At 64.4% G+C, this 14,563-nt stretch carries 11 protein-coding genes; 2 read left to right on the plus strand and 9 right to left on the minus strand.

Annotated features, from left to right (window positions below; all coding sequences use genetic code 11):
* Positions 1-17 precede the first annotated feature (17 nt).
* Both P0Y50_04890 and P0Y50_04895 read right to left on the minus strand, forming a co-directional pair.
* Entirely contained in the window at positions 18-1,487 is a 1,470-nt protein-coding gene (locus P0Y50_04890; GenBank protein ID WEK40948.1) for a hypothetical protein, read from the minus strand.
* A complete protein-coding gene (locus tag P0Y50_04895) occupies positions 1,484-2,926 on the minus strand; it encodes a hypothetical protein (protein WEK40949.1) in 1,443 nt (480 codons plus the stop codon). The genes P0Y50_04890 and P0Y50_04895 overlap by 4 nt, the downstream gene beginning before the upstream one ends.
* A 371-nt stretch (positions 2,927-3,297) precedes the next feature.
* Here P0Y50_04895 and P0Y50_04900 point away from each other — a divergent pair, with 371 nt between their 5' ends.
* A complete protein-coding gene (locus tag P0Y50_04900) occupies positions 3,298-4,455 on the plus strand; it encodes a hypothetical protein (protein ID WEK40950.1) in 1,158 nt (385 codons plus the stop codon).
* Between the two features lie 47 nt (positions 4,456-4,502).
* Here the strand turns inward: P0Y50_04900 and glmM are convergent, their stop codons facing one another.
* On the minus strand, positions 4,503-5,852 hold the full coding sequence (gene glmM, locus P0Y50_04905) for a phosphoglucosamine mutase (protein ID WEK40951.1): 1,350 nt from the start codon (positions 5,850-5,852) through the stop codon (positions 4,503-4,505).
* A gap of 161 nt (positions 5,853-6,013) precedes the next feature.
* On the opposite strand from glmM, the gene glmS reads away from it, so the two are divergent.
* A complete protein-coding gene (gene glmS / locus P0Y50_04910) occupies positions 6,014-7,828 on the plus strand; it encodes a glutamine--fructose-6-phosphate transaminase (isomerizing) (protein WEK40952.1) in 1,815 nt (604 codons plus the stop codon).
* On the opposite strand, the gene P0Y50_04915 is transcribed toward glmS, so the two are convergent.
* The 6 genes from P0Y50_04915 to P0Y50_04940 form a co-directional block, all read right to left on the minus strand.
* The gene (locus tag P0Y50_04915; protein WEK40953.1) at positions 7,815-8,456 is read right to left on the minus strand and encodes a helix-turn-helix domain-containing protein; all 642 of its coding nucleotides are present in this window, start codon (positions 8,454-8,456) and stop codon (positions 7,815-7,817) included. The two genes, glmS and P0Y50_04915, sit on opposite strands and share 14 nt — an antisense overlap.
* Before the next feature lie 52 nt (positions 8,457-8,508).
* Entirely contained in the window at positions 8,509-9,252 is a 744-nt protein-coding gene (locus P0Y50_04920; protein ID WEK40954.1) for a Crp/Fnr family transcriptional regulator, read from the minus strand.
* Positions 9,249-9,512: a hypothetical protein gene (locus tag P0Y50_04925; GenBank protein ID WEK40955.1), complete on the minus strand. Its 264-nt coding sequence runs from the start codon at positions 9,510-9,512 to the stop codon at positions 9,249-9,251. The genes P0Y50_04920 and P0Y50_04925 overlap by 4 nt, the downstream gene beginning before the upstream one ends.
* 85 nt (positions 9,513-9,597) lie before the next feature.
* Positions 9,598-11,097 (minus strand): phosphomannomutase/phosphoglucomutase, encoded by a 1,500-nt coding sequence (locus P0Y50_04930; protein WEK40956.1) that lies wholly within the window; start codon positions 11,095-11,097, stop codon positions 9,598-9,600.
* 10 nt (positions 11,098-11,107) lie between these two features.
* Positions 11,108-12,208, minus strand: a complete 1,101-nt coding sequence (locus P0Y50_04935) for a glycosyltransferase family 1 protein (protein WEK40957.1) — start codon at positions 12,206-12,208, stop codon at positions 11,108-11,110.
* 86 nt (positions 12,209-12,294) lie between these two features.
* Positions 12,295-14,511, minus strand: a complete 2,217-nt coding sequence (locus P0Y50_04940; GenBank protein ID WEK40958.1) for an AGE family epimerase/isomerase — start codon at positions 14,509-14,511, stop codon at positions 12,295-12,297.
* Positions 14,512-14,563: the final 52 nt, after the last annotated feature.

Below are 14,563 nucleotides of genomic sequence, written 5' to 3' on the forward strand. Positions count from 1 at the left end.
ATTCGCCAGGCGGGGCGTCAGGGGGATCTGAGCCGCTCGCGCAGGATGTTGATCCGTTCTAAACTTCCCGGATCAAAACGCCGCGCGACGTCCGCCGCCAGTTCGACATAGCTCTCCGCCTTCAGATGGTCCCCAGGCGCCTGCCCGTCAAGGTAGTGCTCGGCCAACAACAGTGCGCTTTCCAGATCCTGGAGGTTGGCGGCCGCCTCAAGAAGCTTGAAGCGGTGGGACTGGAGATCATCGTCCGCAGGACATCCCATTGCAGCGTGGCGCAGGGCGAAAGGCACCCCATAGCCGCCGGCGGTCGATTCAATGCCTGGCCTGAGCAACCGAAACTCCGCTTCGCCGATACCGATGTCGGCCCAGATTCTCAAAGCCGCGGTCGCCGCCTCCGGGTCAGCTAAGCTTGCACGCGCGGCCGTATGGACCGCGTCGGAGCGGAAAGGCGCGCCCGGTCGCCAGCGCTCGCTAAATCGGCGGACTTCGTCCATGTCCGTTTGGGACACGGTCCGATCGCAGAGGGCCTGGACTTCCCCCCGGGCGGCCTCCGCGATCGCGTCTAGGTTCGGCAGAGGCTGCCGATGCTCGCCGCGAATGAAGTTCCCCAGCAGGTTGCCGGTCATCATCAGCGTCCAGCGCTGGCCGGGCTGGGTCATCGGACCGGCGAAGCCGGGCTCGGGGACCGTGAACAGGCTGCGGCCGTCGAAGTTGGGGCTCCAGTCCTCCGACAGGGTCGTGACGAAGTTGTCGTCAAGGAGGCGAATCCCGAGCCCCACCGCGTCACGTATGATATCGGGAAGAGGTTCCCTCGCCCCGTCGGCGGCATAGGCCATCAAAGCTTCACTGAGTTCGATCAGCGCGACGTGGCGAAACCACCAGTCGAGGAATTTCGAGGCCCGTATAAAGGGAGGAGCGAACCAGCGCGTCTCCGGCAGGGCAGTGCCGCCAACCTCATTGTCGAAATAGCCGTCGAAATTAAGCAACTGCCGCAGATCGCGGCTGTAGATCAGGAAGGAGAAGTCCGCCACATAGAGGGGCAGCGTCGTGCTGAATCGCGTGCAGACGACTTTGTGCCTGAAACCACCGTATTGTTCGGCGCCAGCGGTGCGGGGCGGACCGTTCACGAGGAAATCGTGGAACGACCAGGTCATTTCGAACGCCTTATCGGTCCGATGCTTGAAGACGAAGCAATCGGCGGGGCAGATCGCCAGCGCCTCGAGCATGTTCTTGTGCTGCCCGAAAATCGCCCAAGCCCCGATGTTCGCAGGCGGGGCGCATTCAACGATGTGAATTCCGAGGTCCAGCAACGACGCCCGCAGACCGCCATGCGCGTCGATTTCGCCGTTCCAGGTCGACAGAACGATCTCGTCGACAAGCCCTGCATGCCTCAGGCGAACCAGTTCGCCGATGCTGAACTTGAACTCTACTAGGCGCCGAATTGCGCCGCACATCACCGCCCAGGTCGGCAGGGGCGAGATGCGACTCACGGTTGAATCTTGCCTTCGTGCTCGATTTGCTCGCGCTCCGCGTCATGGCGGGCCGCCGCCATTACGGCTAAGTCGATCCGGTCTGGCTCGCCTATGGCTTCCTCGATCAACGACAAGGCCACGGACGCACCGATGGGCGGCGGGCCCAAAAGATCGCCGAAGCCAAGACCCGCCGGCCGCTCGACCTCGAAACCACCGAGGGCGAGATTGTAGGCAAGATTCGCATGGGGCTCGAAATCGACAGGCTGCACCTGGCTTAAATCTCTCTCGACTGTTTTGCGATACACGGAGGCATAGGCGTCCATCGATGCCTGTGAACTGGCGGCGAACTGGTCCCCTACGACAAAGCCGACAGACGGATGATGGTTGTAGGGAAAGTCGACAAACACCAGCTTTCCTTGGCTCGCCCGTTCAGCCAGATCCCGCCAAGGGAAAACGCCACTCAACGACTTGTCAGGCCGGATTCTGACGACAAGGTCGAATTGTCCTTCCGCCAGATGGTGGGCGCCGCTGATCTTATAGTACATTTTTCGGTAATTCGACCAATGATCGAACTCGGCGCTGGTATCGTCTTCGACGATGACCTTTTCAGCACCGTAGAAATTCTTCAGGTAGGCCTCATCGACTTTGTCGACGTTGCCAAACCAATTGAATATATGGCGATAGCGCCGCGACAGTTCCGCCCAGCCCAATTCAAGAAGTGCGGTTTCCAGCGCTTGCAGCAATTCGCCGGAGAAGCACCTCTCCAGCTGCCCGGGCTCGGGATGTTTGCATCCCACCTTGCTCCACACATGCACAAAGGTAGACACTTCGTGCTCCTCAAGACCGATGTGTCGCCAGCTCGCCGCCGCGGCCTGGTAACCGCGTAACTGTCCCGAAACGCACCATGCGATCCTGAGAGGGCGGTCCAGCGTCAGAGCGGGCGACGTCTCGCGGGTCAGTGCCGCGCGAACGCGGTCCAGTTCCTCATCGGAGCGGCCCGTTTCCAGCACCTTAAGGCCATACTCCCGTTTGGAATCGCCCGCGAAGACGAAGGCCAGAACCATCCTCTCGCTAGGCCAGCTTTCGACCTCGGCGGACCGGAGAAATGCATCGAACGCCAACCGATTGGCCAGCTGTGCCGAACCCAGGCTGCGCGACAATTCTTGCTGCGTCAGGGTGAGAAAATGCCGTTCGAACGCCTCCTGAGCCCTCGCTTCAGTCAAGGCGTCGAGCTGAAGGGCGAGCGCAGCCTGATCTCGGTCCTCCAGTCGCCAAATGATCGTACGCGCGCGGGATGCGGCTTGGTCGAACTCGTGCGCGCGAAGAATTCTCAACGCGGCGAAAGCTTCACAAATCTCCGCGTGAGGTCTCTCAAACAGCTCCGAAAAACCCTGAGCATAGCCGCTATCGACCCAACGTTGCAGCAGTTGGTTGGCGCTATGTTCGGCCGCAGACATGTGGACGCAATCTCGAACCGTTTACGATGGCCGGCGTTATACACGAGGATCTGACCGGCACCAGTGTTCCCACTTTGCAGGCAGCACGGCAAAGAGGTTGCAAAGACCCAAAGTTTGGCGCGCCAACCTTTGATAGACAAAACGCTCTTCTCCCTGAGACCCGCCAGCTGTCGTTTGACCTGTCAAGGACGACTGCCGTTTGACAGGGCGCAGAGGAATCTTAGCGTCGGCCGGCGTTCTGATTGTGCGGAAAATCGATCCGAGCCGCGAACAGGCTCGCAAAATGAGCCGAGACAGCGGCTTGGCGACATTGGTAGTTTGGATCGCGCCAGACGAGGCGCACTCCACTAATCGCCTCTGGTCGCTCCTTCATGTTCGCAATGTTCGCCCTGCCCATGGCGGTCAGGAATGACCCGCTCCTCTATGAGTGGGTCATGTACCGCGCGCTGCATTCGCTCCCCGAAATGGGATTTGTCGGCCCGTCAGCCTACGTGACCGGTTATCCCGGACGTCATGCGGCCGCCGGATGGGCCATGCAGGAAGCGACCCAGAATTATTTCGGATACACGGTTCCCGCGCCGGAACAGATGGCCGCGAAGATCCACCTGTCCGCTCTGGAAGCTGGAACCCTGTCGCAGACGACGCAACGCCACACCCGACCCAGCGCGATGTGGGCGGAGACAATCAATGATCGTCTGCCCGAGTTCGAACGCGCCGTCGTGGCCGCTTTGGTGAGGCTTCCGCAACGGCCGGAAGCGCTCATGTTCTGGACCAACTGTCGTGCGGCCAAGGCGGCCGCGCGGGTTATGGGCATCCCCTCCATCCACAATGAGCTGGGTCCGCTGAGGGCTCCTTGGTTCCGCAAGACCAATTATTTCGACTTCGAGGGTGTGAACGGCTCGACTTCGGCGGCCACTCGCTGGGCGGCGTTTCGGGCAGAAAATGCGGACGTTCCCCTGTTGGCGCGGGAAGCCCTTCTGGAGTTACTGCAGATCGTCGCTCCCCAAGCCTCCATCGTGTCCCGCCACCGCATGGGAGTCGCCCTTCAGGTCGCCGACGATTCCAATCTCATCGCCTTCGGAAACGGATACAGCTCTTTCGACGCCCTCGCGACGGCCCGGCGCTATTGCGACGACATCCTCGCTCGACCTCATCCTGCCATGGTCCAGAAGTTTCAGATGCCAGGCGTTTCCTGGGACGAATCCTCGACGCCTGCCGATTTTCTGACCCGGATCGACCACCTCGTCACCGTCAACTCCAGCATGGCGCTCGAAGGCATGCTTCGCGGCGTCCGTGTGTCCGTCCTGGGCCAATCCCCTTTCGCGGATGGCGGTTGGGACCTCGGATCCGGCCAACCCCGGCTAGACGCGGAAGAATGGCTGCGCTGGTTGAACTGGATGATCTTCGCCTACCTAATCCCCGAGGCGAACCTGTTCGATCCTGACTACTATCGCTGGCGCCTGACCTATCCTTCAGAAAGTGAGATCTATCTACGCAATCATCATTACTGGATCAGCACGGCACCCTGAAACAGGGCCCGCATGCAGGTTAAGTTTATGGCGCCGGATGTCGGACTTCAGCCCGCCGTTCTTACCGCCCCGGCCACCTCGGCCACCACCCTCCTGACCAGGGCTTCGTCGTCGCCCTCGGCCATGACGCGGATCAGTTTTTCGGTGCCGGAGGGGCGGACCAGCAGCCGGCCCTGACCGTACAGCGCCGTCTCCGCCTCGGCGATGGCGGCCTTGACCTTGTCGGTCTCCAGCGGCTTGTCGGCGGTGAAGCGGACGTTTTCCAGCAGTTGCGGCACAGGGTCGAACTGGCGGGCCAGTTCGCTCATCGGCTTGGCGGATTCGACCAGGACGGCCAGCACCTGCAGCGCCGCCATCAGGCCGTCGCCGGTCGTGGCGTAATCGTGCAGGATGATGTGACCCGACTGTTCCCCGCCGATGTTGAAGCCGCCCTCGCGCATCCGCTCCATGACATAGCGGTCGCCGACCTTGGTCCGCTCCAGCGTCAGACCGCTGGACTTCAACCGGCGCTCCAGCCCCAGGTTCGACATGACGGTGGCGACGATCCCGCCGCCGGTCAGGATGCCGCGCTTGGCCCAGTCCAGGCCGACCAGAGCCATGATCTGGTCGCCATCCACCACCTGGCCCTTTTCGTCGCAGACGATCAGTCGGTCGGCGTCGCCGTCCATGGCGATGCCGATGTCGGCGCGATAGCGTTTGACGGCCGCCGACAGGGTCTCCGGGTGGGTCGAGCCGCACTCGGCGTTGATGTTGGTCCCGTTCGGCTCCACGCCCACGGGGAAGACCTCGGCGCCCAGTTCGAACAGGGTCGTGGGCGCGACCTTGTAGCCCGCGCCATTGGCGCAATCGACGGCGATGCGCAGGCCCTTCAGGCTGAGGCGTCGGGGGAAGGCCTGTTTGGCGATCTCGATATAGCGCGCCTGAGCGTCGTCGATCCGCTTGACCCGGCCCAGCTTGTTGGACGGCGCCAGCCCCTGGTCCAGGCCCTGGTCCATCATGGCCTCGATCTTCAGCTCGATCTCGTCTGACAGCTTGTAGCCGTCCGGCCCGAACAGCTTGATCCCATTGTCGGCATAGTCGTTGTGCGAGGCCGAGATCATCACCCCCAGGTCGGCCCGCATCGACCGCGTCAGCATGGCCACCCCCGGCGTCGGCACGGGGCCAAAGGTCCGCACGTCCATCCCGACCGAGGCGAAACCGGCGACCAGGGCCGGTTCGATCATATAGCCCGACAGGCGGGTGTCCTTGCCGATCACCACCAGATGGCGCCGGTCGTCGCCGGTGCGAAACAGCTTGCCGGCCGCCAGACCGACCCGCAAAGCGACCTCGGCCGTCATCGGATAATTGTTGGCCCGCCCGCGAATGCCGTCGGTGCCGAAATATTTTCTGTCGCCCAAGGCTTGGTCCTTACGTATCGGGTAACGATCCGAAACCCCATTTTTGATGCAGTCCGTATCAAGATTGCTTAGACGGCCGTTGGGGCTAGACGTGTGGCTTAGCCTCGGAACGCCGCCAGTGCAAAGCGGCGGGCCTGTCTGACCTTTCGGAGCCTTCGCAAATGTGCGGCATCATCGGCGTCACCGGCAACGGACCAGTCGTTCCCCGGTTGATCGACAGTCTGAAACGGCTGGAATATCGCGGCTATGACTCGGCTGGGGTCGCCGCCGTGGTGGACGGCCATGTCGAGCGCCGCCGCGCCCAGGGCAAGATCCGCAATCTGGAGGCCGTGCTGGCCGAGGATCCGCTGAAGGCCACGGTCGGCATCGGCCACACCCGCTGGGCCACCCACGGCGCGCCGACGACGGCCAACGCCCATCCGCACAAGGCCGGGCGCGTCACGCTGGTTCACAACGGCATCATCGAGAACTTCGCCGAGCTGAAGGCCGAGCTGGCCGCCGAGGGCCATGTCTTCGAAAGCCAGACCGACACCGAGGTCATCGCCCACCTGCTGGACGCCGAGCTTCAAACCGGGCGCAGGCCGCTGGAGGCGTTCAAGGCGACGCTGGACCGTCTGACAGGCGCCTATGCGCTGGCCGTGCTGATCGACGGCGAGGACGACCTGATCCTGGGCGCCCGGCGCGGCAGCCCCCTGGTCGTCGGCTGGGGCGAGGACGAGATGTATCTGGGCTCTGACGCCCTTGCGGTCGGCCCCTTCACGCAGAAAATCTCCTATCTTGAAGAGGGCGATTATGTCGCCGTGAGCCATGGCGGCGCCCAGATGTTCGACGCCTCGGGTCAGCCGGTCGAGCGCACGGTGGTCCAGGTCGCGGCCTCCTCGGCCATGGTCGAGAAGGGCGAATACCGCCACTTCATGGAAAAGGAGATCCACGAACAACCCGACAGCGTTCAGCACACCCTGTCGGAATATCTGGATCTGGTGACCGGCAAGGCCAAGCCGCAGGGCGTGGATTTCTCCGCCGTCGACCGCATCCAGATCGTGGCCTGCGGCACCGCCTTTTACGCCGCCCAGATCGGCCGCTACGCCTTCGAAAGGCTTGCGGGCCTGCCCTGCGACGTGGAGATCGCGTCGGAGTTCCGTTATCGCTCGCCCGCCGTGTCGCCGCGCACCGTGGCGGTCGCGGTCAGCCAATCCGGCGAAACGGCCGACACCCTGGCCAGCCTGACCTGGTGCAAGGCGCAAGGCTTGCAGACCGCCGCCGTGGTCAATGTCCATTCCTCCTCCATGGCGCGCGAGGCGGATGTGCTGTGGCCGACCCATGCGGGTCCCGAGATCGGCGTGGCCTCGACCAAGGCCTTCACCGCCCAGGTCGCCGCCCTGCTGGCCCTGGCCGTGGCGGCCGGCGTGGCGCGCGGCCGGATCGGCGCCGCCGAGGAGGCCGAACTGGTCAGGGCCCTGTTCGAGAGCCCCCGTCTGATCGCCGAGGCCCTGACCATGGGCGACAGCATCCGCGCGGTGGTTCAGGACCTGTCAAAGGCCGACGACGTGCTGTTCCTGGGACGCGGCGCCATGTTCCCCCTGGCCATGGAAGGCGCGCTGAAGCTGAAGGAGATCAGCTACATCCACGCCGAAGGCTATGCGGCCGGAGAACTGAAGCACGGTCCCATCGCCCTGATCGACGAGGCGACCCCGACCATAGCCCTGGCCCCCATGGACGACGTGTTCGAAAAGACGGCCTCGAACCTGCAGGAGGTCGCCGCGCGCGGCGGCCCGGTCATCATGATCGCGCCGCAGTCCGCGCCCGATCCCCACGGCGCCGGGATCAGCCGCGTCGACGCCCCCGAGTGTCACCCGCTGATCGCGCCCCTGGTCTATGCCGTGCCGGTGCAGCTGCTGGCCTATTACACCGCCGTCCAGAAAGGCACCGACGTCGATCAGCCCCGCAACCTGGCCAAGTCCGTCACGGTCGAATAAACGCCCGGCCCGCGACGGCCAGGGCGTGAGCATCGGTGATCTGGATCGCCGCGCGGCGTAGCCGGATCGCGCCGGCGACGCATAGCTCTGTCGAGGCGACGGAAATACTGGCGCGGCGCACAGCCATCAGGTCGGCCAGATCGCTCTGACGCAGGGGCACCTGTTCGACGCCGCCGCGCTCGGCGATGTCGAGCAGCAGAGCGGCCAGGCGTTGCGTGACCTTCAGCGTCGCATGCCGGGTCAACTCCGTCTGCAGCGCGGCGTTGCGGGCGCGCAGGTCGGTCAAGGCGGTGGCGGCCAGGATGTCGGGATCGAGGTGCTGGATTAGCAACGCGGCCGGCACGGACACGAACCGGCCAGGCGTTAGCCACAGTGCGGTTTCGTCCTCGGCCTCCGCCGCAGCAGCGTCGAGATTTATCAGTTCGCCGCTGCTCGCCAAGCCCCGGCACAGCCGCTGGTCCGCGCGCAACCGCGCCAGAACCCCGTCGAGGATCAAGGTGACCAGCCGTTCGCCGTTTCGCGCAGGGACGGTGCCCTGTCCCGCCTGCGCCGCTATCGCATCGCCCGCATCCACGCCCCGCACCGCCAGCAGCGACAACAGGGTGGGCGCAAGGGTGGATCGGTGCATGAGGCGTCTTAGGCCGCGCTCGAAGCCTTCTGCGATAACATGGGTTAAGCCGTCAGACCGGCTCGTTCTGCAGGCGCAGATAGGTCGGGTCGAACTCGGCGATTTCGGCCAGGCGTCGCCAGTCAAGAATGTCGATGCGGCCGCCCGACCAACTGACCAGGCCTTCGCCCTTCAGTTCGGAGATCAGGCGGCTGACGTGGACAGAAGACAACCCCAGCGCATCGCCCAGCACGCCCTGCGTCAGGGGCAGGTCAAACTTCATCTCGCCCGTCTGGCCCACCGCCTGAAGCCGCAGATAGAGCTCGCACACCAGATGCGCCAGATGGCTCAGCCCGCTGCGCCGCCCCATGGCCACCAGCCATTGGCGATGGATCGCCGCGTCGATGATGGTGTCCAGCCACAACAGGCGCGCCAGGTGCGGATGACGTTCGGTGATGTCGATCAGGCCTGTGTGCGGCGCCTCGGCGATCATGCAATCGCTCAGCGCCACGACCCCATGATCCATCTGTTTCATCAGAAGACTGTGCAGGTCGATGAAGTCGCCCGACACATTGATTTCGGTGATCTGGCGCGCGCCGTCTTCCAATGTCGAATAGCGCGCGGAGAAGCCCGAGATCAGCAGGGTGCTGTGCATCGGTCGGGTGTGTTCGCGCACGATATCGGCCCCGGCGGCGATGGTCTTGGGCGCGTCCAGGACCGCTTCCAGGGCGGCGATCTCTTGCGCCGACACCCGGTCGCGCAGGGACAGTTTGTCGACAAGCGTGCTGACGCGGGGGATTTTCTTGTCGGAGATCACCGCAGCCCCTCCGACAGGGTCCAGCCGTCCGGCGCAGCGTCCGAGGCCGAGGCGGTGATGCTGACCACCGTCTCGCCGTCGGCGTCGGTGACGATCACGCTGAAGGCTCGGGTGTCCCAGAAGGAAGCCCCGCGATAGCGCAGGATTTCACCCAGCACCGCCACCGCCTCCTCGCGCGCGGCGTCCACGCCCTTCAAATCTTCGCCCTGATCGTCGCGAACACAGTCGCCGTTCTGGGTATGGAAAAAATAACGTGGCAATCGGTCCTCCCGCCTTGAGGTTTGGGAGGAAGCGACCGGGACGCCGTTTGGTTCAGCGTCCGGTCACATAGAGGACTGATCGCGATCAGATTTCCTGATTGAAGGCGCCGATCTCGGGATAGGCGGCCAGGCGCGGCTTGATCTCCTTGCGGAACAGGTCGCGCATGTCCTCTTCGCTGCGCATGCTTTCGACCACCACGACCAGTTCGGGCTTGTTGGACGAGGCGCGGACCAGGACCCAGGATCCGTCGTCCAGGTGCACGCGGACGCCATTGACGGTGATGGCCTCGACGATCCTGCGGCCCAGGATTTCGCCCCCGGCGGCGGCCAGGTCCGAGTATTCCTTCACGATCCGCTCCAGCACGCCGTACTTCAGTTCGTCGTCGCAGTGCGGCGACATGGTCAGGCTGGTCCAGGCGTCGGGGAGAGCGGACTTCAGTTCGCTCAGCCTCTTGCCGGGATTGCGGTCCAGCATGGCCAGAACCGCGCCCGCCGCAACCAGGCCGTCGTCGTAGCCATGGCCCAGATCGCCCGCCATGAAGAAGTGGCCCGACTTCTCGAACCCGGCCAGGGCGCCCAGCTCGGCGGTCTTGCGCTTGATGTAGGAATGGCCCGTCTTCCAATAGACGACCTCGGCGCCATAGGCCTTCAGCACCTCGTCGGTTTTGTACAGGCCCGTCGATTTCACATCGACGACGAAGGTCGAGTTGGGGTGAACCTTGGACAGGTCGCGGGCCAGCATCAGGCCGATCTTGTCGGCGAAGATTTCCTCGCCCGTGTCGTCCACCACGCCGCAGCGGTCGCCGTCGCCGTCGAAGCCCAGGGCCAGGTCGGCGCCCGTTTCCTTAACCCGCTGGGCCATCTGCACCAGCATGGCGTGGTCTTCGGGGTTCGGATTGTATTTGGGGAAATTGTAGTCGAGGTCGGTGTCCATCTCGATCACCTCGACGCCCATGCGGCGCAGGGCGTCGGGGGCGAAGGCGCCGGCCGTGCCGTTGCCGCAGGCGCAGACCACCTTCAGCGGACGCTTGATCTGAACCTTGGACGCCACGTCGGTGATATAGGTTTCGCGGAAGCCGTCGATGCGCACCAGTTTCCCGCCGTCGCGGGCCACGCCCTGACCGCCCAGCACGATCTCTTTCAGGCGGCCCATTTCGTCGGGGCCGAAGGTCAGGGGCTTGTTCGCGCCCATCTTGACCCCGGTCCAGCCGTTCTCGTTATGGCTGGCCGTGACCATGGCGACGCAGGGGGCGTCCAGTTCGAACTGGCCGAAATAGGCCATGGGCGACAGGGCCAGGCCCACGTCCAGAACCTCCATTCCGCCCTCCAGCAGGCCGATGATCAGGGCCTGTTTGACGCTGAGGCTGTAGCCGCGAAAGTCATGACCGACGACGATCCGAGGCGCGACGCCGATCTCGTGAACATAGGTGGCCAAGCCCAGACCCAGCGCCTGGATGCCGAGGAGATTGATCTCCTTTTCCAGGATCCACCGCGCATCGTATTCGCGAAAGCCCGTCGGCTTCACAAAGGCCAAGTTTTCGTAGTCCGCCGTGTTTGGCGTCAAATCCTGACGAGGCTTGAACATTCCGCGCGCTTCAGGCCGCCGCGCGTTTGCGGATACGCGCGATGCGACGCAGGCGACGCCAGAACCGTCCGCGTTCCGGCTCTGGATAGGGCTGCAGGTTCTCGACGAACTGCTCGGCCGAGGCGCGCCAGCTGAACTTCTCCGCATAGGCCCGAACGGCCTTTCGATCCAGATCGAGGCAGGCCAGGCAGGCGGTCCGCAAATCCTTGTCGATCGCCCCCGCATTCGAACCCGGAATGATGTCGATGGGCCCATGCGCCGGATAGGCGGCCACGGGCGTGCCGGTGGCCATCGCCTCAAGGATCACCAGGCCGAAGGTGTCGGTCCAACTGGGGAAGACGAAGACATCGGCGTCGCGGAAACAGCGGGCCAGGTCGTCGCCGAACTTGGCTCCCAGGAACTTGGCCTCGGGATATTTTTCCTGCAACTCAGCGCGCGCGGGCCCGTCGCCGACGACGATCTTGGTGCCGGGCAGATCAAGCTGCAGGAAGGATTCGATGTTCTTCTCGACCGCCACCCGACCGACGTTCAGGAAAAACGGACGCGGCCAGTCCTTGCCTGGATCATTGGGGCCGCCGAGTTCATCATAGATGCGTTCCAGGTCGGGGTTGAACACCTCGGTGTCCACGCCGCGCGACCAGGGCGAGACGTTCTTGAAGCCGTGCTCCACCAGTTCGTCGCGCAGGGTCGGCGTGGCCACCATCAGCCGGCCCGACGGCTTGTGGAACCATTTCATATAGGCGTAGCCGACCTGAACCGGGATCGGGAAACGCGCCGAGACATATTCGGGGAATTTGGTGTGATAACTGGTCGTGAACGGCAGCTTCCATTCCACGCAGATTCGGCGGGTGGCGATGCCGATGGGGCCTTCGGTCGCGATATGCACCGCCTCCGGCTCGAAGGCCCGCAGCATCTCGCGGATTTCCTCCTCCGCCCCCAACGCCAGCCGGATTTCCGGATAGGTGGGGCAGGGGATGGTCTTGAACAGGCTGGGCTCGATGACCTCGACCTCGTGCCCCATGGCCCGGCATTCCGCCACGGTGCGGGTCAGGGTGCGGACGACGCCATTGACCTGAGGTTCCCAGGCGTCGGTGGCCAGAACGATGCGCATTGAGGCGGGCGGACCCTGAGCCGTTAAGTAAGGGCGGAACTTCTAGACCGTTCGAATGACGATGGCGAGACGGATGTCGTGGCGCCTCATGACAAGGCCAGGGCCGAGGCCAGGTCCGGGCGAAGCGATCCGACCGTAGCCCTGACCTGACCATAGGCGGCCATGATGTGATAGAGGGAACTGGCGGGCGCGGGCTCGTCGATGAAGTCGCCGCTTTCCAGCATCTTGTCATGCCACAGGCCGACCGGGGTCAGGTAACGCCACAGGGCGCGCTGCGCTCTGGCCGCCTGCATCAGGCATAGATCGCGCTGCCGATCGTCGGCCAAGGACGCCAGGATCAGGGAGGCCTTCAGCCATTCGGTCTGGGGCCACAGGCGCGCCCGGGCGCTGCGGACCGAGCCATCCAGATTCATCGCGTCGATCACCACGCCGCGCGCCGGATCGATACCTTTCAATCCAGCCTCGAACAGCCGCCATGCGACACTCAACCCCTCGGCGTCATCTCGGGATTTGGCGTGCCGGGCCAACAGCCAGGCCCACTCGAACTGATGACCCGGCTCGACCAGTGATCCGTCCGATCCCTTTGCCGGAGACCAGTCGGACGAAAAGAACTCTCTGATCATTCCGGTTTGGGGATCGATGAACCGGCTGCGCGCCAGATGAACAATCCGGTCCGCCAGCGCCATCCAGGAGGCGTCGCCGCCAGCGTCTTCCCAGGCCAGCGCGGCTTCCAGCAGGTGCATGTGAGCGTTGGCCTGGTAGGGATGGGCGCCGACCTCCACCACCCCGCCGTCGGCCGCCATCGACGCCATCAGCGAATCGCGCAGTCGGGTCGCCTGATTCTCGACATCCGCGTTCGCGGCGGCGACCGAAACGCCGGCGAGGGCGAACAGGAGGAAGGCCTGATCATAGACGGCCGTCGTCTCGTCCTCGGGCGCGCCGGATGAAGACAGTCGGGTCCGCACGCGACCGTCGGCCTTCATCAGACGTTGATGGGTCCAGTCCAGACCTGACGTGACCCCTGCCCGCCATGGACCTGACCAGCCGAGGCGGCCTGCCTCGGCATAGACCTGAAGCTGGCGCACCTGCACCACGGCCCGACGCGAGGTCTGAAGTCGTCGTCCGTCGTGCGACAGCAACTCTTCAAATCCGCCTTCGGCGTTCTGACCCAGGGTGCACCAGGTCGGCAGCGCCGATTGCCGCATCCAGGCCGCGAAGCGAACCGCGCCTTGCTCAAGCGTTTCCTTAGGAGGCTGAGGGAAATCCAGATGGCGAGGCGACAGGCCTTCCAGTCGTTTCACGATCTTTCGCACGTCCTGGCTTCGCGCCAGGTCGGTGACCAGGACGGCGTCCCGCTCCACCACGATGGCGAGGTCGGACACACCGACGGCGGCGACCAGAACGCCGTCGCAGGCGCGCACCAGACAGTTCTCGGCGTCCTCGAACAGATGAAGGCCGACGTCGCCCTCCCCCGACCTGTGAACCGCGTCCCAGGCGCCGAGGTCTGACCAATCGAAGGCGACCGGAAGCACCGAAGCGCGCCGGGTCTTTTCCATGACCGCGTAGTCGATCGAGATTCGGGGCGCATCGCCGAACCGGCGGCCCAAAATGAGGGCGCCGCCGTCCATCAGCGCGGAATCAAGCGCGTCCGTCACCGCCTCGATCAAGCCGGCGGTCGTCTTACGCAACTCGTCCTTCAGCACATCGGCGCGGACGATGAAGTTGCCGCTGTTCCACAGATAGCCATTGGCGATGTAACGTTCGGACGTGGCGACGTCGGGCTTTTCGACAAAGGCCTCGACCTCCGCCAAGCCCTCGCCGCGCGGCGCGATATAGCCGTAGGCCGAAGAGGGGCCGGAAGGCACGACGCCGAACGTCACGATCCGGCCGGCCGATGCAGCCTCGTTGGCGGTTCGGACGGCGTCGCGGAAGGCGGCGCCATCCGGAATATGATGGTCGGACGCCACGAACAGATTCACCGCCTCAGGGTCCTGGCGCTTGGTCCAGATGGCGGCGGCGGCCATGGCGGCGGCGGAATCGCGCGCTTGCGGCTCCAGCAGCACGATGGCGTTGCGTCCCAGTTCCTTCAGCTGCTCGCAGATCGCCTGCCGATGCGCCACGCCGCCGATGACGATCAAGCGCCCATTGGGGCCGGCCAGGTCGGCCACACGCTCGACCGTTTCCTGAAACGGCGACCGATTGCCCGCCAAGGGAATGAACTGCTTGGGCCGCGACGGGCGCGAGGCGGGCCACAGCCGCGTGCCGGAGCCGCCGCACATGATGACAGGAAAGATGACCGACATCGGCGCGGTGATGACCCTCGGTGTATTGGGACATGAGGCTTAGGCGAACTGG

Source organism: Candidatus Brevundimonas colombiensis (assembly GCA_029202665.1).
Classification (GTDB): domain Bacteria; phylum Pseudomonadota; class Alphaproteobacteria; order Caulobacterales; family Caulobacteraceae; genus Brevundimonas; species Brevundimonas colombiensis.

Bases quoted from the DNA above. Each gene is read 5' to 3' on its own strand.
- P0Y50_04895 (WEK40949.1), bottom strand. From the start codon at position 2,926: ATGTCTGCGGCCGAACATAGCGCCAACCAACTGCTGCAACGTTGGGTC.
- P0Y50_04900 (WEK40950.1), top strand. From the start codon at position 3,298: ATGTTCGCAATGTTCGCCCTGCCCATGGCGGTCAGGAATGACCCGCTC.
- glmS (WEK40952.1), top strand. From the start codon at position 6,014: ATGTGCGGCATCATCGGCGTCACCGGCAACGGACCAGTCGTTCCCCGG.
- P0Y50_04915 (WEK40953.1), bottom strand. From the start codon at position 8,456: ATGCACCGATCCACCCTTGCGCCCACCCTGTTGTCGCTGCTGGCGGTG.
- P0Y50_04930 (WEK40956.1), bottom strand. From the start codon at position 11,097: ATGTTCAAGCCTCGTCAGGATTTGACGCCAAACACGGCGGACTACGAA.
- P0Y50_04935 (WEK40957.1), bottom strand. From the start codon at position 12,208: ATGCGCATCGTTCTGGCCACCGACGCCTGGGAACCTCAGGTCAATGGC.
- P0Y50_04940 (WEK40958.1), bottom strand. From the start codon at position 14,511: ATGTCGGTCATCTTTCCTGTCATCATGTGCGGCGGCTCCGGCACGCGG.